Source organism: Intestinimonas massiliensis (ex Afouda et al. 2020) (genome assembly GCF_900626285.1).
Lineage (GTDB): Bacteria > Bacillota > Clostridia > Oscillospirales > Oscillospiraceae > Flavonifractor > Flavonifractor massiliensis_A.
The window spans coordinates 360758-378460 of the sequence record NZ_LR131147.1 but is presented as its reverse complement, the minus strand read 5'-3'; the positions used below and the strand labels follow the sequence as shown (position 1 = coordinate 378460).

Here is a 17703-nt window from a genome sequence, read left to right as displayed (position 1 = left end):
TGCTGTTTGGCTCTGCGTCTATGCGTCTGGCTCTTAACTATTCAACTAATCTACCTTTATCCATTTCATGAACAGTATCACATAACATATTTATATCTTCCGAATTGTGAGAAACAATGATAATGGTTTTACCTTTGCTTTTGAAATCTAAAAGCAATTCCCTTATCTCGGAAACTCCTTCTTTATCAAGCCCATTCATAGGTTCGTCTAAAATCAAAATATCCGGGTTTTCCATAATAGCTTGTGCCAATCCCAACCGCTGTTTCATACCAAGAGAGTATTTCCCAACGTGTTTTTTATCATCGGGGTTCAGTCCCACAATTTCTATTGCTTTTCGGATTTCCTCTTTTCCGATCACTCTGCGTAATGACGCTAAGTATTCAAGATTTTTATACGCGCTTGCATTAGGGAGAAAGCCCGGTGCTTCGATAATTGCTCCAATGTTTTTAGGAAAATCAATATCTTTCCCTATAATCTTTCCGTCAACCAGCACCCGCCCGGTATCCGGGTGAACAAAACCGCATATTGTCTTTATCAATACAGTTTTACCCGAACCGTTTCTTCCGATAATGCCATGTATTTTTCCCCTTTCAAACGATATATTTATATTTTGAAGGACTTGATTTCCCTTATATGATTTATTCACATTCTCTACGCAAATAATGTTTTCCATTATCACACCTCCTATGTATTCTTCGGGGTTTCCGCTGGATTGTGTTTTTTCAAAAAAACTATTGTAATCAATACGCTTAAAGCAGTTATCAAAAGCGATAGAACCGTTTTCCAAGCAACTGTCATGGACTGATCTTCGATTGCCATTCCCCAATAGGGAATGAGGTATTTGCTTGTTACAGGAAAAGTAGTACCTATAATCACCATAATTCCCTCTATGATTAGATACAGTATTAACACCGCTTTTGCTGATCTAAAAATAAGAAGCGTGGCAACAGAAGCGGAGATTAGCAGTAAAATATGCGCTGAAAAGAGTAATGCAAAGCTAAAAAATTGATGAAGCTGCAAACTTTTGTTAAATCCTAAAAGCGTGGTTAATATTATTGCCAATGCTATATAGGTAAACGATGAAATAACCATTGCGATATATCGCTTGAAGAACCAGTTTTCAAGGCTTGTTTCTCTTATTACTGTAAAAGTGCTTAATCTGCCTGTTTCCGCAATCATAAACAGATTGGATACCATAACAGGCGGCATAACACAAATATTCCAGCGCACAATTCCTATAACGTTTGACAACAAGCCGCCGGACGGAACAAAGCCACCCCAAACATCAATAACCGTTTTCCCCTCGGCAGTCGCCGCTAATAAGCAACACATGAGAAGATAAAAAGTACATATTGTAGGGGTAAGTGTTCTTTCGATGATTTTCGTGTTCATTGCTTACCCCCAACTGTAATTCTGAAATCATACCGCTTTATTGCGTGTAAAATCATAAGCACAAGCAGGCCGATGATTACGCCATAAATAATGACTGTCTGTGGTATAGAGTTATATCGTTCATCTGACCCAGCCCCAATATTATGAAACATGAGTAGGCTATTGCTAAAAAGCGAAAGATTGATCCGGCTCGGTGTTACGGATAATGCCGTTAGTGTATAGCTGACAATATGCACCAACATAACGGCTGCATAGCTTAATATTCGTGATATTTTCAAATTAAGCCAAAATACCAGCAAGCTCATAAGCGTTGCATAAGAAACGCTTAGTAAATATATGAGAAATGCGGCAAGGTATGGGGTTAGATTATTAAGGATATACGCATAGGGAAAATAGACATTGCTCGATAGGGATAGAGCAGACGTTGTATCGTTTGCAATGATATATAACGGTTCACTCCAAAGATTGCCCCCATATGCGTTTTCCACTATAAACAATGCTCCCGCCGCATAAACAATCAAATAATAAATTGCACAAATACATACCAAGTACATGGCCTTTCCTGCAATCCATTTCTTTCTTGATATTCTTAACAGCGTGTATGTTTCGCTTTGTGAGGTAAACGGTATATCTGATACCAACACCAAAACTGCAAGAAATAATGCTACGGGCGCGTACAGATCGCAATTAGAATAGGTAATGCTTTCAAAAACGCAAAGCGGTTTTCCTATCGTTTTGGAAAAGTCCAAAAAAGATATTAAACTTACAATCTGTATGACAATTCCAGCAAAAACAGCGATATATATTCGCGGGGAACATAGCGAGATTTTCAACTGATGACTGCAAACCCTAAACATCTTTTAACCTCCTTTTTACGCCCCACCAAAATATGCAGGTCGCGGCGGTTAATAATATCCCTTGATAAATAAAGGGGTATGGTAAACAGGGGAGAAAATCTGAAAATGCCGTTAGCATATTTACGGGGCTGAAAAGTAATAGGCTGCCCGTTTTATATAAAATGAGATGTAGGGAAAAATACAACGCAAATGGGGTTGCCAATGCAACATATTTATTGGGGATAAATGCAGAAATACACAACCCGATATTTGACCATACCGCCCCAAATAAAAATGAAAGCAAAAGTAGCAGGAACACAACCAGTAAGCCGCCCCATATAAATTGAATATTTGCAAAAATCCCTTCATCTAAAAATGTTTGATACCCCAAATTGTTTTCCAATGTGTTAGGCTTAAAGCATATCACCATAAGAAAATCCGTTAAAAAGGTTGGGACGAAAACTGCCAAGCCGCCCGCAATCGTAGAGCAAAAAACCGTTTCTTTGATATAACGTTTCTTCTCAATACGACTTAAAATAGGTTTGATATATCCGCTGTTGTAATCATCACAAAATAAGGTGGTAGCGGGAAGTACTGCTAAAATGGGTGCAAACAGCCCGAAACCGCTTGTTGCGTCAGTTACAAATATTTCATTCAGAAATGTTGATCCTATATCAGAAAAATTGATTGCGCCGTATTTTGTGTAATACCAAATATAATTAGAAATGTGGAACTTGAGAAGCAGGATTAACCCCAACAGAACGCTTATCAGCATAGCAGGAGAAAATATCGCTGCGCGTAATCGTATGGACAATGAAGTTTTCAAAAGTTATTCCCCCGTCTACCTTGAATTAAATCCCCTGTTACTGCGTCGATAGCTATAATGCGATCTCGATACCGATTTTGCTGTTCTTCGTTTTCTCCCACAATAAAACGCCATGCTGGTCTTATATACGCTTTCCCATCATCAGCATTGACAACGATGTATTCCAATGTAATCTCATTTACAGTTAGAGTGCCATTGTCAAACTCTTGGAAAGAGATTTGAAAAATACTATCCTTTAAGATCTCAACTGCTTTGTCAACAGAAATAATAGGGTCTGCGAGGATTGTATTTCCGACTTCATAAAGACAGCCAAAAACCTTTTGTACTCCGCTATCGTCTACCAAAAAATATATATCGTTAAATGCAGTAATGGTTGTATTGTCAATCACTTGTTTATAAACAATCTTATAGTAAGGGTGTCGCCCATTTGTCCCATAGGCAAAAATATAATCAACTTGATATTCCGTTCCGTTTGCTATCTCGTCCATAATTTTATTACACATAGAAACTGCTTCATCAGCAGAAATTGCCATAGGAGATTGTTCGATCGAGGATAAGATATTATCATCAAACGGGTATAAATCGACATAGCGGTATTCCAAAGAAAATGTAGTCTGTTCCGCTACACTTTCACCAGAAAGAAAATAGCCTGTTTCATACAAATAATAATCTCCTACTTTGTTTGATAGTCGAAGTTCCCATACATCGTTTCTTGCGTCATATTCTGCGTCTGCGGCTTTATCCCCTAAAACCGATGTAAACAGTGATTTTCTAAAATCATCTGTAATTGGTAAAACCTTGTATTCATACAATCCGATATTTTCAATATTCCCAATATTTACAGTTGCATTGTTTAGATTGATCTCCCCGTCAAGCCCGGTAAGGACTTCATTAAAAGAAAGTTCTTTTGAACAGGAAAGAGTGTCGGAGATATGTAAGGTATCATCTACAACATTATCATTTTCAGTCTGCACGCTATTTTCGTTGGTTTCAGAAATGGTATCAGTATCATCTGTAACCACTATTTTATTTTCTGTGGTAGAGGGGGGCGTTGCGACACAAGCGGTTAGAAAAATTGCTGCTTGCACCATAGCAACTGTCAAAAGAATTGTTTTTTTAAGTTTCATATCTGTGCTTCTCCAATCGTTATTTCATATTAAAGAAAAGAGCCGATAATCCACACCTAAAAAGATTTGTGGGTTATCGGCTCTGCGTCTATGCGTCTGGCTCTTTCACAATAGTGATATTCATTTTTTTGACATTTATTAGAGTTTCATGTTTGCATTTCGGACAAAATAAGGGGTAGTGTTCCATAACTGTATCTGCTCGTATTTTATCGCGGGTTTTGTTCCCGCACACCGGACATATAATCCACTTGCTACGGTCAAGGCTATTCATAATAACTCATAGGGTCAACAGCTACGTTGTTTGCGAATACTGCAAACGATAAGCAATACCCCGTTGCCGTTCCAGATCGTCCGATTGTCCCTATCCTTTCTCCTGCTTTAACAGGATCATTTACAGTTATTGAAACATCTTCTAATTGTCCGTAAATAATTTTTATATTATTATCGCTTTCTATGACAACGTAATTTCCGTACTCCCTATCCATTCCAATTTCAATTACTTGCCCGTCAACAGCAGCAAATATTTCATCACCTTTCTCTCCTTTGATATTGATATGATCGCTCATTTTTCCCGAAGATGATTGATAACCAAATACTGTTGATATTTCATTGCTGGTTGTTGGCCATACCCATTCGGGGGCTGTGGCTACTGCTTTCTCGTTTATAGACGGAACATCAACATTTGGGACAGACACATTGGCTGTTTGTGGTTGTCCTACATCAATCTTTACTCCATAAGCAGAAGTCATAAAGCCTGCACATAACGTAAGGATTAAAATGGAAGCAGTAACCATGCTTACTACGGTAAATGGTTTTGTTTTCATAATGGCGGTAATTCTTTCTTCTGACACATTGATTGAGAACTCGCTAAACATAGCCAAAGGTACGCTACGTCTTTCTTCCATAGCGATTAGTAAACGTGCGTAGCTGGCTCTTGCAGTTTTCCCATTTTTTCTAACAACAAATTCGTCGCAAGAGAGTTCCATATCTCGGTTTAAGAAGAAATACATAAGCCATACCAACGGATTAAACCAATGAATACAAACGGTAACAACAGCAATTATTTTAAGCAAACAGTCAAAACGCCGAATGTGCAAGTATTCATGCAGCAGTATGTAATTCAATTCTTGGCGGTTATCAAAATCGGTGTTTTGAGGGAATAGGATTATAGGCGAAAAAATACCGTATGTTAGGGGAGAGGAAATATGGTCGCATTGTTCAAAACGGATTTTCCTTTTTATCTTATGAGTTTTAACCCACTCTGAAAGATAACGGTTTCTGATCGGGCGCGAATGACGCAACCTTTTTATACAGCAAAAATATGCTGTTGCAAATATCAGCAAGCAGAGAGCAACACCGAGAAAATATATTATATGTTCAAAGGATAATGCCCCCATGTCTTGCTGCGTAACCTTACTTCCAACCGTTGAGGGAGTACTATTTGAAAGCGGCAACAGACGCGCAATAGGACTATCGTTAAGCGCCCCTTGGAGAGCAGTATTTCTATTCAAAAGAGAATACACACTAAAAGCCGAGGGAATAGAGAAAGGTATTAACAGCCTTATTATAGCTATCCCCCATAATACTAAAAAAGTGCTTTTAGGAAGCCTATTTACAGCCAAAAGGCGTAAAAGGAAAATCAACATTATGAATATAGAGCCGGTGAAACTCATTTGCAGTAAGTTCATAACAATCACCTCACTCTAATTCGTCAACTGCTTGTTTCAATTTTTCAATCTGTTTGGAAGATAAAGTTTTTTTCCCCAACAAAGCAGCAAACAATTTATCGGCTGACCCGTCGAATATTTTATCAATCAGTTCGTTTGTTTCCCTTTTTTGTACCGCTTCTTTTGAAATTAAGGGGCGGCACATAAAGTTAGGTTCTGACCGCTCTATTGCGCCTTTGTTAATGCACCTTTTGATTAGGGTGTAGGTTGTGTTCATGTTCCAGCCGACTTCTTTTTTCAAAACGTCGGAAATATGCTTTGCCGTACATTCTCCCTCACGCCATAGGACAGACATTACTTTTAATTCAGAATCGAAAAGTTTATTATCCATAACATATCACCTCGTTCACACGACAACAGTAGTGTACAGATATATACTACCACAGTCGTGTGAAAAAGTCAATGCTACTGGCGTAACTTTATGTAAACTCTTTATGATGATTTCAAATAAAACAAAGCAGCGACATTTTATACCATTATATTTCATTTACTCGAAGAACAAGAAATAAAATATGAATTATAGAGTGTAGTAACGTCACAAGCAATATGCAGAATATGAGAGCTGAAAAGCCCATCCTGTCTACGCATTTAGGGGGCAAAAAGCCCACGGAAATCAAGGCTTTTCGGCGGTGGTCGGTGGGGTGGCAGAATGATTTATCAAATACCCGCCGGAACGGGCTTTGAAATGCGTAGGAAAATCTTTCCGCCGCTGGTTTTCCTGCCGGTTCTATGATATGCTGTGATAAGACTAAAACGACAGGAGTTGACACGATGGCTGAACAGGAAATGTTGCTGGACACTGATACCATCAGGGCCGCCGTCGCCGGTGAGAAGTGGGCCAAAGAAAAGGTGATCGAACACTACACCCCTATGATCGACGAGCTGGCTGTTGACGAAGATATGAAGCAGCACCTCATTTTGAAGCTGCTGGAAGAACTGCCACACTTCCCGATGGGGCAGGCATAAGAAAAAAGAGCGCCGGACGCAGAGGCATACAGCCCCCGCGCCCGGCGCTTTTCTGTACTTTATGACTACATATCGCTTATACTCTTTATGGCATAGAGCTTAAAACCAGTTTGTTTTTTCATTCCTAAATTCAGGCGCATTACCATTCTGATATGGATTGTAGTTATTAAGATTACATCCAAATTCCTTTAAGGTCTTAATTTTATTATCTTGTGTCCACTCAATTAAAGAAATCCCATCAAATTCTTCAATCTTCCCGTTGTCCATTCGGTTTTTGAAGTACCATACCACAACGGTCTGATTACCCTGATGAAAAAACTGTTTAATATCCCATGCAAGCACTTTCCCACGGGTATTCCATTCCTCAAACCAGTGTTTTACTGTTTCTCGATCAGAATATTGGGGACACCAACTTTCAGTATAAACTACATCCTCCGCAAAAATACTATCAATCCCTAAATCTTGTTGTGTAAGCCACATATTGAACCATAAGCGCACAATATTTTCTCTTTCCGACATAAAACAAAAGCCTCCCTGTCCTTTTACTTTTCCGCCCATTTTTACTATAAATTTTATCATAAGAATTTGAACAAATCTATGCCACAATTTGCACGGACGTACTTTTAACCACGAACATAAACAATGCCGGACGCAGAGGCACACGGCCCCCGCGCCCGGCGCTTTGCATTGTAAGAAAAGAGTAGCGCAGAACGGTCAATCGTGACCGCCTGCGCTATTGCTGCTGTTTCAGCTTCATATCCCTGCGGATCGTGTCTTTGGCTGCTTTGAGCAGATCGGTGAGTATGCGTATCTCGTAGTCGTCGCAATCCTCCAAAAGCATTTGAACCTCATGGGAGAAAACTTCCTTGGAGTGGATCACGCTGTCGCACAGAAATTCATCCACCGAAACAGACAGGACGTTTGCCAGCGCAACCGCCATCGGCAAGCTCAACTTGGAATGGCCGTTTTCAATGTTGCTCATGTGGGTAATGGACAGCCCGGCCTTTTCCGCCAATGCTTCCTGCGTCAGATCGGCCCGTATTCTTGCGATCTTCACGCGCTTTCCAATCTCTTTGTAATCTAATTCCATTTATTTGCCCTCGCAGTACGTCGCCTAATATTATTCCTCCTATTACAATATATTTACGGTTTAAGGCACGGCAGCCAGCCGTGTCTTTTCCGTATCGTTGCCTAAGCTGTTAGAATGAGAGTGTCTTGGCCTGATGCAATCCTCCAAGGATCATCGCGTCCNGGCTGATTTCCCAGCTCTATACTGTCTGGCTGACCGCCATTTTTTGAAATGCACAGCGGTTTAATTTGGTGCACCCTTTTCCTTTGCTCGTTTCCTTTGAAAGTTTTACTTGACTTTTGTTAGCAGGTCTTTCACTCACATTGTAGGAAGAATGGCCCGTTGCCGCAAGCAACGCGGATTAACACGGCTTATTTCAGCAGTTCCTTCCGCAAATCGTCCAGATACCGCTTCTGCTGCCGTTTCAGATAGCCGGGAATGAAGGGGCGCATCCACCAGTGCTTGCCTGCTACAGTCTCGGTGCAGGTCAGCCGGGTGCCGCCCACCTCCGCCTCGAAGCTGCCCTCCCAGGCGCCGGACATATTGCCGTTCTCCATGGCGAAGGCCCAGAAGCGGGGCGGCTCACAGGCCGTGACCGTAAAACTGGTGGTGTAGCCGCTTTTGGTGTGCTCCACAAAGTGGGTGCTGTCCAAAATCTCCACCCGGGCCAGATCGCTGCGCCAGGCGGTATGGGTAAGGTCGGTTACCGTATTCCACACCTGTTCCACTGAGCAGGAAAAGTGGACCGCCACCTTGGAGACGGCCATAGGATCACCCCTTTCTCGGCTCCTTGTTCAGCTTCAGGCTGACGCCCCGGTGCTCCGCCGCCTCCTGAAGCAGCCCCACGGCGGCGAGGGCCCGCTCTTTGATTGGCTGCTCTTTCAGTTCCGACCGGATGGCCAGTGCGGTCATTACGGACTGCAAATCCTCCAGGGGCAGGAGGTAGACCGCCGTGGTGAAAAGCGTCTTGCGGCGGCCATCATTATAATGGGCCAGAAGTCCTTCTAAAATAGCCCGTTTTTTCTCCAGATGGGCAAGGTAGGCTTCCAATCCCTGTTTTCCGGCCTGGGCAATGTCCTGCTGTCGGTTCCGGTGCGGGACAAAGGAATCCCCATCGTTGAAGTCGTCGTACCGGGAACAGGGGTACTCCGGGCACTCCCAGCAAAACTGGAGGCCGCCGTGCTCCAGGGAGCACTTAGCCAGGGAGCAGCTCTGATTGCCCGCTCCGCCGCCGCAGCCGGGACAGTAGCCGCCCAGGTGCATGGAGCAAAGGCAGCAATTCAGTCCGCAGAGGGAGAAGCGAGTTTCTTCTCTGGCAAAACCTTTCATGGTATCCTCCTCACGGGCTGCCGGACGACGGTTTTCAGCTTTTCCGGCTTGCACCGCCGCACATCGCTCAAATAGATCTCATGGTGGAACCGGCCCTGGCTGAAATCCAACGCAAAGCCTTGCTCCTTGGCGAACACCTCCATGGCGGCCACGGTGGCGGGCTCATCGTCATAGGGGCCCAGGTGCATACACTGGACGCACAGGCCCTCCTCCCAGGGGAAGAACTCCACCTTGGAGAAATCCCGCTGCTTTTTCTCCGTGGCCTCCCGAACGGCCCAGTCAAAGGTCTCTCTGGTCACAAACTCCGGCAGGCGGATGAGGGAGATCCACCGGAAATCCGCCTTGCGGGAGTAGTCCATGCCCTGGGTATCCTCCTGCCACCAAAGTCCCTCCAAGGGCGGTACCACATAGTCGAAGTAGCCCTCTAATTTGTGCTTGCCCATCTTGCTCATTTTGATGGTGTAGGCCACAGCGTAGAGCAGTTCCAGGGCCTGCTTGTAAGCGCCGCCCTCCTGGTTAGGGTCGCCCTGCCCACGAACGGCCAGGAAGTCCATGGCGGGCACGGTGACGATGCCTGGTGTCCTGGGCGGCAGATAGAACTCCTTGTACTCCATCTTGTAGTCAAAGGCCATGGTCATTTCCTCCATTTTCTCGGCTGCTCCTGAAGTGCCAGACAGGTGAGGCGGGTGAGAGCGGTCATGGTATCCCGGTCGTCCACATCCTCCACCCGGATGTAGTCCCTGGCCCCCTCATAGGGCGGAGCCTTGGGCAGATTTGGAAACGCCGCTTCTCCCGCCGGAGTGATCTTGACGAAAAGCTGGTCGTCGCAGATAACGGCGAAAAATATGTCGTCGCAGTAGAGGCCGTATTCCCCGAACATCTTCCGGCTGCGGATGGCGCCCGCCTCCCGCAGCTGCTCGGCCACATAGTCCACAAAGTCCTGATGAGAGGCCATATCAATTCCTCCTGTAACGGTGGGCCAGTGTTTTGGTCAACTCCCTCAACTGCTCCCGCAACTCCTCCGGTTCCAGCAGCTCTGCCTTGTCACCGAAGGTCAGCACCCAGCTGAGCACGCTGTCAGCGTCGGGAAAGCCGCCGGTAAAGCGCAGCCGTCCGTCCGGCTCCACGGTGAAGCGGTCCGCCCCGTACTCCTCCACCAGCCGCCAGCGGCAGGCGGGATCAAAGAGGACGGTGACCTGATACTTGATTGGAAAGACCCGCTCCGGCTCCAGGTCAGGCAGGGGCGCAGACCGGGGGTCAAAGGGTTCTCCGGCGGTGAGCTCCGTCATGCGGTTCAATTTGAACAGGCGGAAAGCCTCCCGTATCCGGCACCAGCCCCACACATACCAGGTGGACCAGTGAAATACCAGGTAGTAGGGCTCTACGGTGCGCACCGACTCCCCCTTGGGGGAGAAGTAGGCAAAGCGGATGGTGCGGTGCTGCTCAATGGCCTCCTGGATACGCTGGATTTTTGGCGGCAGGCTGGTTTTGTACCAGGAGGAGAGGTCGATGAGCATGTGGGCGCCGCCTGGCACCAGCCCGCCTGTCCCGGCGGACAGTTTCTCCATCAGCTGGGCGTAGCGCCGGGTGCCGCTGACGCTGTCCAGGCTTCTGAGACCCGCCAGGATGGCCTGCATCTCCGGGGCGGTGAGCACCGTCCGGTCCACCCGGTAGCCCTCCATGATGGAGATACCGCCGCCCGCTCCTTGGGTAGTAGAGATAGGAATGCCAGCTCGGCACAGGGATTCGATATCCCGCTGGATGGTCCGGCGGGATACCTCGAACTGCTCCGCCAGCTCCGGTGCGGTGACTTTCTCCCGCTGGAGCAGGATGGACAGAATGCCGATGAGCCGCTCCATCTTCATAGGATCCACCGCCTTTCCTGTTTGTCTGCATTATACCATAGGAACAGGACAACTGTCTGTCATGTTTCTATTTCCGTTGCGCTTTTTCCAATTAATTTGGTACCATGAAAGACGGAAAGAAGGGAAGTGAGAGAATGAGAAATCCGTTCTGAATTGCAGGGGAATGGAGCCCTGCCACAAAACAAGTGTGAAATTAAGTTTGGAGGGCTTATCATGTCTTACTTTGCTTATCAAGGAATGCGGATATACTATCAGGAATATGGCAAAGGAACGCCCTGGATCTTTCTTCATGGAAACACCGCCTCTTCCCGTATGTTTGAACCGCTTCTGCCGCTGTATCAATCTCACGGCAAGATCGTCTTAATAGATTTTTTGGGGAATGGGCAGTCGGAACGCCTGCCTACGTTTCCTTCTGACATATGGGCCGACCAAGGAAGACAGGTGGTGGAGCTGTGCCGCCGCTTGGGATACGCCAAGGCCAATCTGGTGGGGACCAGCGGTGGGGCTTATGCCGCCATCCACGCTGGATTTCAGGCGCCGGAGCTGTTCGGTAAAATTGTGGCTGACAGCTTTGACGGCAGCACACTGCCAAACGAATTTGCCCGATCCATGACAGAAGAACGCCGCAGAGCCAAGGCGGATCCATCTGCCCGGGAGTTTTATCGATGGTGTCAGGGTGAGGACTGGGAACGGGTTGTGGATCAGGACACGGAAGCGCTGGTCCATTTGGCGCGCCGGCCGGGGCCGCTGTTCCCTCGGCCTATAGGTGAGATCCAATGCCCGTTGCTGGTCACGGTAAGCCGGGAGGACGAGATGCTCTCCGGCCACTGTATTGAGGAGAGTAAAAACTGGACAGTAGCCGCTCCACAGATCACCTGCCGTATTTTTGAGACAGGCGGCCATCCGTTGATCTATTCCCAGGCGAAAGAACTGGCCGCACTGATTTGTGATTTTTTTGAGGAGGCCCCATGAGCGAACGATTTCTCAATCTGACGGAAGAAAATCTGGATCGGGAGCACCTGTGCTGTATTATCCGCAGCAAGAAGCCCCACCCCGGTGTGGAGGCCAAGCGGGCCTGGCTCCGGGAGCGGCTCCGGGAGGGACATGTGTTCCGCAAGCTGGACGCCAAGGGTGTGGTGTTCATCGAGTACGCTCCGCTGGAGACCGCCTGGGTGCCAGTGGAGGGGGATAACTACCTCTATATCTACTGTCTGTGGGTCAGCGGGGAGTTCAAGGGCAAGGGCTACGGCAGGCAGCTGATGGAGTACTGCCTGGCCGACGCCAGGGCCAAGGGAAAGTCCGGCGTGTATATGCTGGGGGCGGAAAAGCAAAAAGCCTGGCTCTCAGACCAGGCCTTCGCAGAGAAGTATGGATTTGAAACCGTGGATACCACCTCGGACGGCTATCGGCTGCTGGCCCTCTCCTTTGACGGGACGAAGCCCTGCTTTGCAGAGAACGCCAAGCGGCTGGAGATTGAACATCAGGAACTGACCATCTACTATAGCTTCCAGTGTCCCTACATCCACCAAAGTGTGGAACTGGTTCGCATAACCTGCCAGGAGCTGGAGACGCCCTATATGCTCATTCCGGTGGACACTCTGGAAAAGGCTAAGGCCTTGCCCTGTGTTTTTAACAACTGGGCGGTTTTCTATCGGGGAAAGTTTATGACGGTGAATCTGCTGGATGCCGCCGCGCTGAAGCGGCTTCTGAAACAATAAGGTGTGCCTATGGAAATCAGAAAAGTGGAGACTGATAAAAAGAGATACCTGGATTTGCTGTTGCTGGCCGACGAGCAGGAGAACATGGTGGACCGCTATCTGGAGCGTGGGACCATGTATGTGCTGGAGAATGACGGTGTCAAGGCGGAATGCGTGGTAACCGACGAAGGAAACGGTATCCTGGAGCTGAAGAACGTCGCTGTGGAGCCTGCCGCTCAGGGCAAGGGCTATGGAAAAGCCATAGTGGACTTTCTCGTCCGAACCTACACAGGACAGTATGCGGTGCTGCAGGTGGGAACCGGAGATAGCCCCTCCACCATCCCCTTCTATGAATCCTGCGGCTTTCGCAGACACCATCTGGTCAAGGACTTTTTCATTGACCACTACGACCACCCTATCTACGAGTGCGGGGTACAGATGGTAGATATGGTGTATCTGCAAAGGAGACTGTAAACATGGAGAGTGAGCGCTGCGAACGAATTGGGCAGTTGTCACTGACATGACGGATGCGGTGATGTCAGCGCTCTGCCCTATCAATGGTAGGCCGTCAGGCGGACATTGACAGGCTGCGGCACATGGTTATAGTATTCATGGTAGGAAAGCGAGGTGAGCACGATGTTGTTCGGAAAATTCTGTATTGATTTCGGCTCCGTACAAGTGGATACCACAAAACATTGTGCGGAGCCTTTTCGGACTGTCAAGTTGTAAAACCGAGAGGCCGGGGCAGAAAATCACTGCCTTTGGTTTTTGTACCCTTTTTACAAACTGACAGGGCAAGATTTTTGATTTTGGGCCGCGGACGATGTTTTGTCCGCGGCCTTTTGTTATGCCCATTTTAAGAGTAATGGAACAGAGGGCGCACAGCACTGTGCTGCCCTCTGTTTTTTGAAAGGAAGATACTACATGACCCAAGAACAAGATTTATTGACCGGGAGCGTGCCGAAAAAACTGCTCCGGTTTGCCTTCCCGCTTTTTCTGGCCAACCTGCTGCAGGCCTTCTACAATGTGGTGGATATGCTGGTGGTAGGGAAAATGGTGGGTGAGATCGGCATGGCCGCCATCAGCAACGCCTCCATGCTGTGCTTTATCATCAACTCCCTCTGTATCGGCTTGACCATGGGCGGGAGTGTTTTGGTTGCCCAGTACAAGGGGGCGGGCGACCAAAAGGGACAGCGTGACACCATCGGAATGCTGTTTCTCCTGTCATTGGCGGCCTCCGTTGTAGTTACCATGCTCGGTCTTGCCGTCTATGAGCCTCTGTTCCGGGCGCTGGATGTTCCGGCGGAGGCCTATTCAGATGCCTGCGGCTATATGGAGATCATCTGCTGGGGGACCGTATTCGTCTTTGGCTACAATACAGTCTGCTCCATTCTGAAAGGCCTGGGCGATTCTAAAACACCCCTCTTTTTCGTAGGTGTCGCCACGATTCTCAATGTCTTGCTGGATGTACTGCTGGTAGGGCCGTGTTCCATGGGCACCGTCGGCGCAGCATGGGCCACGATCACGGCCCAGGGCGTTTCCTTTGTGGGCTCACTGGCCTATCTGCGACGGCGTCCATGGAAATTTCCCCACGGAAAAATGGAATTTCGCCGGGAAATCCTGCTGGCCATTTTGAAGGTAGGCCTGCCCACTGCCATCCAGATGGTGGTAGTGAACACCGCCTATCTGCTGGTGACGGGGATGCTCAATCCCTTTGGCACCTCGGTGGCCGCTGCCTCCGGTGTAGGACTGAAAATTAACACCTTTGCTGGGATGCACTGCTGGGCCATCGGACAGGCAATCACTGCCATGGTGGGCCAGTGTGTGGGAGCCGGCCGAATTCAGCGGGTCCGCCAAGTGGTGCGGTCCGGTCTGCTGCTGAACCTTGCGGCCACAGCGGCGGTGGTCGTAACAGTCCAGCTTCTGGCGGAACCTCTCATCCGCCTGTTTGACAGCACCAGCCCGGAGGTGATCCGGGTTGGCGTACTGTACCTGCGCTTGTGCTGCGGCGTGAACAGCTTGGTCTATGCCGCCATGTACACGCTGGATTCCTTTGCCATCGGCGTGGGCGCGGCCCATGTGGCCATGGTCAATGCCCTGCTGGACGCGGTGGTGGTGCGCCTGCCGGTGGGGTGGCTGCTGGCCTTTTCCCTTTCCATGGGCTTTCACGGAATCTATCTGGGCCAGGCCCTGTCGCCCATCCTTCCCGCCCTGGTGGGGCTCATCTATTTCAAAAGCAGAGTCTGGGAAAGAAAAACGCTGGTGCGTGAGCATTTGGGAGAGGGCAGCCAAAACAACTAAGAGGAGGAAAAGAATATGAATCCATCCAGGATCTATCCCCGGACAGGAGATACACAGACTGTCTATCTCAACCAAGTCGTGACAGATCCCAGCATCCTTGTGGGGGACTACACCATGTATAACGACTTTGCCCATGACCCCGTTGACTTTGAGAAGAACAACGTGCTGTATCACTATCCCGTCAACCATGACCGGCTGGTGATCGGCAAGTTCTGCTCCATCGCCTGTGGGGCAAAGTTCCTCTTCAACAGCGCCAACCACAGCCTGCAATCCCTCTCCACCTATCCCTTTCCTATCTTCTTTGGGGAGTGGGGACTGGACCGGAGTCAGGTGGCCAACGCCTGGGACAACAAGGGTGACATTGTCATAGGAAATGATGTGTGGATCGGCTACGAGGCAGTCATCCTGGCGGGGGTGACGGTTGGTGACGGAGCCATCATCGGTGCCCGGGCCATCGTGACGAAGGATGTACCGCCCTATACCATTGTGGGCGGTGTCCCGGCCAAGCCGATCCGAAAGCGTTTTTCTGAGGACACAATTGCCGCGCTGTTGGAATTGCAGTGGTGGGACTGGCCGGAGAAACGGATCCAGGCCAATCTGGACGCAATACAATCGGGACAGCTGGATCAAATCAGATGACCTGTTTTGCCGTAAAGTTCTGGCTTAAATGACACAGAGCAAAAAATACGTCCCTCTGAAATCGCAGATTTCAGAGGGACGTATTCATGTCTCGGGCTGTTTCCAGTGGTTCAGCTTTGGCAACTGAGCTTCAAAGTAGGCTCTGACCTGCTCCGGGGGCCAGGCTTCATTGGACATATGACTTTCCAGAAAATTCAGCAGTTCCTCAAGGCTTGTGTAGACGAATTTCCCGTCAGTATAGCACCACTTGCAATATTCCTCGTTGAAGGTGCCGTCCGGCTCCCGGCTGATATTAGCATCCTCCAGAGGCATACCACAGCACTGGCAGATCAACTCCCTGGGCGAACCCAGCAGGGTGTTGATGGAGACATCAAACAGCCTGGAGAGCAGCTTCAAAGTTTCTGTGTTGGGCACCGTTTCACCGGTCTCCCAGCGGGAAACCGCCTGACGGGTCACATGCACTTGTTCCGCCAGCTGCTCCTGGGAGAGTCCGTGCCTGGTGCGCAGCTCCAGAAGGATTTCTTTGGCATCCATGTTGATCACCACCTTGCCCGAATTGTACCACAGTGGGAGCAAAAAGCAAAGCAACTGGCTGTTGCCTCAATCCTGCTTTGCTCTCGCATCAGGCGTATCAGTATTTAACAAGCTATATACAAAGAATACCGCCCGCTGAACATCCACGGATTTCAGCGGGCGGTATCATCTCTTTCAGAAATCTGATTTCGGGTACTTGCCGTAGGCGCCTGTCCAGTGTTCCGCCGCTTTCAGAAAGGCAGAGTAGCCGTGGGCGCGGATGAACTCCAGTGCCTGCTTGTATTTGGAGTATTTGTAGCCGGAATGGTTGAGAAAGGCCTGGACGGTCTCGCAGTGTTTATATTCCTCGCAATCTGCGCAGGTGATGTGACCTTTTAGTCAGGCAGCACTTCTTCATTTTGCATCTGGCCCGGTTCAGAAACTCTTCGTCGGAAAAATGAATGGAGAAGTGGCTTTTCGCGGCGGAAACTGCCACACATCCCTCGTACATCTTTTTCCCCAGCAGCCACATGGGCATGGAAAAGGAGATTTTAGGAGTCAACTGCGGATATTCTGCACTCATAAAGTCAATGAATGCGCTGACATGCTGCCGCTGCTCTTCGTTCAGCGATGCCACATACTCCGAAACAGAAGCTGCGCCCATATCATACCTCCAACTGCCTATTGGGACTGCTGCCGGTCCCACTCTTTTTTCAGGATGGCATACTGCACCGTGTTTTCATACCTGGGGGTTCCGTCGGGATTGTTCACGAAGGAGATGAATTCCAGGAACATGCCCTCCCGACGCATGCCCAGTTTCCCGCACAGGTGCTGGCTGGAAAGATTATAGTCTTCGGTGTAGGCGCAAATTCGCCTTGCGCCCTTTTGGGAGAAGAGATAGTCAAAGAAGGCCTGGGCCGCCTCGAAGGCGTACCCTTTGCCCTGATAGGCCTCGTTGAGCATCCAGCAAGGGCTGAAAGTGTCCTGCGGGGCGTCCTCGCCTGCATGGGGCTCGCCCGCCTCCGGGTAGGCGTCGATCTCGCCGATTACCTTGCCGTCGCCCTTCAGGGTGATAGCAAAATAGTACTCCGTCTCGCCAAGTCGCTTTTTCATCTCCTCCCTGGCCTCGTCCAGAGAGTGCAGTTTCATGCCGGCAAAGCAGTTGACCGCTGGCTCTTTCAGATATTCGTAAACATCCGCCGCATCCGTCTCCAGAAAGGGTCGCAGGATCAGCCGTTTTGTCTCGATCACCATATTTCGGCACCTCAAGAAAAGTAAAAATGGATAGTGAAATCTAATAGAATAGTTTTGTTGTAAAAGTTAAGAAAAATCCGCCAAAATCACAAGATTTTGACGGATTTTTGTCTTTTGTTGCCGAAAAAGATACAGCCTGGAAAGCCTTGCGGCTCAATGGAT

The 17703-nt window shown here is 48.4% G+C and carries 24 protein-coding genes; 6 read left to right on the top strand and 18 right to left on the bottom strand.

Annotated features, from left to right (window positions below):
- Window positions 1-37: 37 nt before the first annotated feature.
- The 8 genes from E0E41_RS01995 to E0E41_RS01960 form a co-directional block, all read right to left on the bottom strand.
- Complete coding sequence (locus tag E0E41_RS01995; RefSeq protein WP_130868494.1) at window positions 38-673, bottom strand: ATP-binding cassette domain-containing protein; 636 nt, start codon at window positions 671-673, stop codon at window positions 38-40.
- Between the two features lie 11 nt (window positions 674-684).
- Window positions 685-1392, bottom strand: a complete 708-nt coding sequence (locus E0E41_RS01990) for a hypothetical protein (RefSeq protein ID WP_130868493.1) — start codon at window positions 1390-1392, stop codon at window positions 685-687.
- The gene (locus E0E41_RS01985; protein WP_130868492.1) at window positions 1389-2249 is read right to left on the bottom strand and encodes a hypothetical protein; all 861 of its coding nucleotides are present in this window, start codon (window positions 2247-2249) and stop codon (window positions 1389-1391) included. The genes E0E41_RS01990 and E0E41_RS01985 overlap by 4 nt, the downstream gene beginning before the upstream one ends.
- Window positions 2242-3054 (bottom strand): hypothetical protein, encoded by an 813-nt coding sequence (locus tag E0E41_RS01980; RefSeq protein WP_130868491.1) that lies wholly within the window; start codon window positions 3052-3054, stop codon window positions 2242-2244. The genes E0E41_RS01985 and E0E41_RS01980 overlap by 8 nt, the downstream gene beginning before the upstream one ends.
- Window positions 3051-4181 (bottom strand): hypothetical protein, encoded by a 1131-nt coding sequence (locus tag E0E41_RS01975; RefSeq protein WP_130868490.1) that lies wholly within the window; start codon window positions 4179-4181, stop codon window positions 3051-3053. Before E0E41_RS01975 ends, E0E41_RS01980 begins: the two co-directional genes overlap by 4 nt.
- Before the next feature lie 88 nt (window positions 4182-4269).
- Window positions 4270-4452 (bottom strand): cysteine-rich KTR domain-containing protein, encoded by a 183-nt coding sequence (locus E0E41_RS01970; RefSeq protein WP_130868489.1) that lies wholly within the window; start codon window positions 4450-4452, stop codon window positions 4270-4272.
- The gene (locus E0E41_RS01965) at window positions 4445-5869 is read right to left on the bottom strand and encodes a M56 family metallopeptidase (protein WP_130868488.1); all 1425 of its coding nucleotides are present in this window, start codon (window positions 5867-5869) and stop codon (window positions 4445-4447) included. The genes E0E41_RS01970 and E0E41_RS01965 overlap by 8 nt, the downstream gene beginning before the upstream one ends.
- Before the next feature lie 10 nt (window positions 5870-5879).
- Complete coding sequence (locus E0E41_RS01960) at window positions 5880-6239, bottom strand: BlaI/MecI/CopY family transcriptional regulator (protein WP_130868487.1); 360 nt, start codon at window positions 6237-6239, stop codon at window positions 5880-5882.
- Window positions 6240-6679: 440 nt separating this feature from the next.
- Here E0E41_RS01960 and E0E41_RS01955 point away from each other — a divergent pair, with 440 nt between their 5' ends.
- Window positions 6680-6874, top strand: coding sequence for a helix-turn-helix domain-containing protein (locus E0E41_RS01955; RefSeq protein ID WP_130868486.1), 195 nt, complete (start codon window positions 6680-6682; stop codon window positions 6872-6874).
- Window positions 6875-6973: 99 nt separating this feature from the next.
- Here the strand turns inward: E0E41_RS01955 and E0E41_RS01950 are convergent, their stop codons facing one another.
- The 7 genes from E0E41_RS01950 to E0E41_RS01920 all read right to left on the bottom strand — a co-directional run bounded on the left by E0E41_RS01950 (window position 6974) and on the right by E0E41_RS01920 (window position 11137).
- The gene (locus E0E41_RS01950) at window positions 6974-7393 is read right to left on the bottom strand and encodes a nuclear transport factor 2 family protein (RefSeq protein WP_130868485.1); all 420 of its coding nucleotides are present in this window, start codon (window positions 7391-7393) and stop codon (window positions 6974-6976) included.
- A 214-nt stretch (window positions 7394-7607) separates the two neighbouring features.
- Window positions 7608-7964: a helix-turn-helix domain-containing protein gene (locus tag E0E41_RS01945; RefSeq protein WP_130868484.1), complete on the bottom strand. Its 357-nt coding sequence runs from the start codon at window positions 7962-7964 to the stop codon at window positions 7608-7610.
- A gap of 350 nt (window positions 7965-8314) precedes the next feature.
- Window positions 8315-8710 (bottom strand): SRPBCC family protein, encoded by a 396-nt coding sequence (locus E0E41_RS01940; protein WP_130868483.1) that lies wholly within the window; start codon window positions 8708-8710, stop codon window positions 8315-8317.
- Window positions 8711-8714: 4 nt separating this feature from the next.
- The gene (locus tag E0E41_RS01935; protein ID WP_130868482.1) at window positions 8715-9272 is read right to left on the bottom strand and encodes a DUF3795 domain-containing protein; all 558 of its coding nucleotides are present in this window, start codon (window positions 9270-9272) and stop codon (window positions 8715-8717) included.
- Complete coding sequence (locus E0E41_RS01930; protein WP_130870736.1) at window positions 9269-9904, bottom strand: GyrI-like domain-containing protein; 636 nt, start codon at window positions 9902-9904, stop codon at window positions 9269-9271. Before E0E41_RS01930 ends, E0E41_RS01935 begins: the two co-directional genes overlap by 4 nt.
- Before the next feature lie 2 nt (window positions 9905-9906).
- On the bottom strand, window positions 9907-10227 hold the full coding sequence (locus E0E41_RS01925; protein WP_130868481.1) for a TfoX/Sxy family protein: 321 nt from the start codon (window positions 10225-10227) through the stop codon (window positions 9907-9909).
- Between the two features lies 1 nt (window position 10228).
- Window positions 10229-11137 carry a helix-turn-helix transcriptional regulator gene (locus E0E41_RS01920; RefSeq protein WP_130868480.1) on the bottom strand — a complete coding sequence of 303 codons (909 nt, stop codon included), beginning with the start codon at window positions 11135-11137 and terminating at the stop codon, window positions 10229-10231.
- Window positions 11138-11350: 213 nt separating this feature from the next.
- On the opposite strand from E0E41_RS01920, the gene E0E41_RS01915 reads away from it, so the two are divergent.
- The 5 genes from E0E41_RS01915 (at window position 11351) to E0E41_RS01895 (ending at window position 15774) form a co-directional block, all read left to right on the top strand.
- Window positions 11351-12109, top strand: coding sequence for an alpha/beta fold hydrolase (locus E0E41_RS01915; protein ID WP_130868479.1), 759 nt, complete (start codon window positions 11351-11353; stop codon window positions 12107-12109).
- Entirely contained in the window at window positions 12106-12855 is a 750-nt protein-coding gene (locus E0E41_RS01910; protein WP_130868478.1) for a GNAT family N-acetyltransferase, read from the top strand. Before E0E41_RS01915 ends, E0E41_RS01910 begins: the two co-directional genes overlap by 4 nt.
- A gap of 9 nt (window positions 12856-12864) precedes the next feature.
- Complete coding sequence (locus tag E0E41_RS01905; RefSeq protein ID WP_130868477.1) at window positions 12865-13308, top strand: GNAT family N-acetyltransferase; 444 nt, start codon at window positions 12865-12867, stop codon at window positions 13306-13308.
- Window positions 13309-13758: 450 nt separating this feature from the next.
- Window positions 13759-15135, top strand: coding sequence for an MATE family efflux transporter (locus E0E41_RS01900; RefSeq protein ID WP_130868476.1), 1377 nt, complete (start codon window positions 13759-13761; stop codon window positions 15133-15135).
- Window positions 15136-15150: 15 nt separating this feature from the next.
- Window positions 15151-15774 carry a CatB-related O-acetyltransferase gene (locus tag E0E41_RS01895; protein ID WP_130868475.1) on the top strand — a complete coding sequence of 208 codons (624 nt, stop codon included), beginning with the start codon at window positions 15151-15153 and terminating at the stop codon, window positions 15772-15774.
- Window positions 15775-15858: 84 nt separating this feature from the next.
- On the opposite strand, the gene E0E41_RS01890 is transcribed toward E0E41_RS01895, so the two are convergent.
- From E0E41_RS01890 to E0E41_RS01880, 3 genes are all read right to left on the bottom strand, one after another.
- Entirely contained in the window at window positions 15859-16308 is a 450-nt protein-coding gene (locus E0E41_RS01890; protein ID WP_130868474.1) for a zinc ribbon domain-containing protein, read from the bottom strand.
- Window positions 16309-16645: 337 nt separating this feature from the next.
- Complete coding sequence (locus E0E41_RS18710) at window positions 16646-16951, bottom strand: DUF1801 domain-containing protein (RefSeq protein WP_242623656.1); 306 nt, start codon at window positions 16949-16951, stop codon at window positions 16646-16648.
- Window positions 16952-16968: 17 nt separating this feature from the next.
- On the bottom strand, window positions 16969-17541 hold the full coding sequence (locus tag E0E41_RS01880; protein ID WP_130868473.1) for a GNAT family N-acetyltransferase: 573 nt from the start codon (window positions 17539-17541) through the stop codon (window positions 16969-16971).
- Window positions 17542-17703 lie beyond the last annotated feature (162 nt).

Coding starts and splice junctions, on each gene's coding strand:
- E0E41_RS01890 (WP_130868474.1), bottom strand. CDS start 16,308: ATGGATGCCAAAGAAATCCTTCTGGAGCTGCGCACCAGGCACGGACTC.
- E0E41_RS01915 (WP_130868479.1), top strand. CDS start 11,351: ATGTCTTACTTTGCTTATCAAGGAATGCGGATATACTATCAGGAATAT.
- E0E41_RS01950 (WP_130868485.1), bottom strand. CDS start 7,393: ATGTCGGAAAGAGAAAATATTGTGCGCTTATGGTTCAATATGTGGCTT.
- E0E41_RS01995 (WP_130868494.1), bottom strand. CDS start 673: ATGGAAAACATTATTTGCGTAGAGAATGTGAATAAATCATATAAGGGA.
- E0E41_RS01920 (WP_130868480.1), bottom strand. CDS start 11,137: ATGAAGATGGAGCGGCTCATCGGCATTCTGTCCATCCTGCTCCAGCGG.
- E0E41_RS01940 (WP_130868483.1), bottom strand. CDS start 8,710: ATGGCCGTCTCCAAGGTGGCGGTCCACTTTTCCTGCTCAGTGGAACAG.
- E0E41_RS01955 (WP_130868486.1), top strand. CDS start 6,680: ATGGCTGAACAGGAAATGTTGCTGGACACTGATACCATCAGGGCCGCC.
- E0E41_RS01910 (WP_130868478.1), top strand. CDS start 12,106: ATGAGCGAACGATTTCTCAATCTGACGGAAGAAAATCTGGATCGGGAG.
- E0E41_RS01970 (WP_130868489.1), bottom strand. CDS start 4,452: ATGAATAGCCTTGACCGTAGCAAGTGGATTATATGTCCGGTGTGCGGG.
- E0E41_RS01935 (WP_130868482.1), bottom strand. CDS start 9,272: ATGAAAGGTTTTGCCAGAGAAGAAACTCGCTTCTCCCTCTGCGGACTG.
- E0E41_RS01930 (WP_130870736.1), bottom strand. CDS start 9,904: ATGGCCTTTGACTACAAGATGGAGTACAAGGAGTTCTATCTGCCGCCC.
- E0E41_RS18710 (WP_242623656.1), bottom strand. CDS start 16,951: ATGGGCGCAGCTTCTGTTTCGGAGTATGTGGCATCGCTGAACGAAGAG.
- E0E41_RS01975 (WP_130868490.1), bottom strand. CDS start 4,181: ATGAAACTTAAAAAAACAATTCTTTTGACAGTTGCTATGGTGCAAGCA.
- E0E41_RS01895 (WP_130868475.1), top strand. CDS start 15,151: ATGAATCCATCCAGGATCTATCCCCGGACAGGAGATACACAGACTGTC.
- E0E41_RS01880 (WP_130868473.1), bottom strand. CDS start 17,541: ATGGTGATCGAGACAAAACGGCTGATCCTGCGACCCTTTCTGGAGACG.
- E0E41_RS01945 (WP_130868484.1), bottom strand. CDS start 7,964: ATGGAATTAGATTACAAAGAGATTGGAAAGCGCGTGAAGATCGCAAGA.
- E0E41_RS01960 (WP_130868487.1), bottom strand. CDS start 6,239: ATGGATAATAAACTTTTCGATTCTGAATTAAAAGTAATGTCTGTCCTA.
- E0E41_RS01925 (WP_130868481.1), bottom strand. CDS start 10,227: ATGGCCTCTCATCAGGACTTTGTGGACTATGTGGCCGAGCAGCTGCGG.
- E0E41_RS01900 (WP_130868476.1), top strand. CDS start 13,759: ATGACCCAAGAACAAGATTTATTGACCGGGAGCGTGCCGAAAAAACTG.
- E0E41_RS01965 (WP_130868488.1), bottom strand. CDS start 5,869: ATGAACTTACTGCAAATGAGTTTCACCGGCTCTATATTCATAATGTTG.
- E0E41_RS01905 (WP_130868477.1), top strand. CDS start 12,865: ATGGAAATCAGAAAAGTGGAGACTGATAAAAAGAGATACCTGGATTTG.
- E0E41_RS01990 (WP_130868493.1), bottom strand. CDS start 1,392: ATGAACACGAAAATCATCGAAAGAACACTTACCCCTACAATATGTACT.
- E0E41_RS01985 (WP_130868492.1), bottom strand. CDS start 2,249: ATGTTTAGGGTTTGCAGTCATCAGTTGAAAATCTCGCTATGTTCCCCG.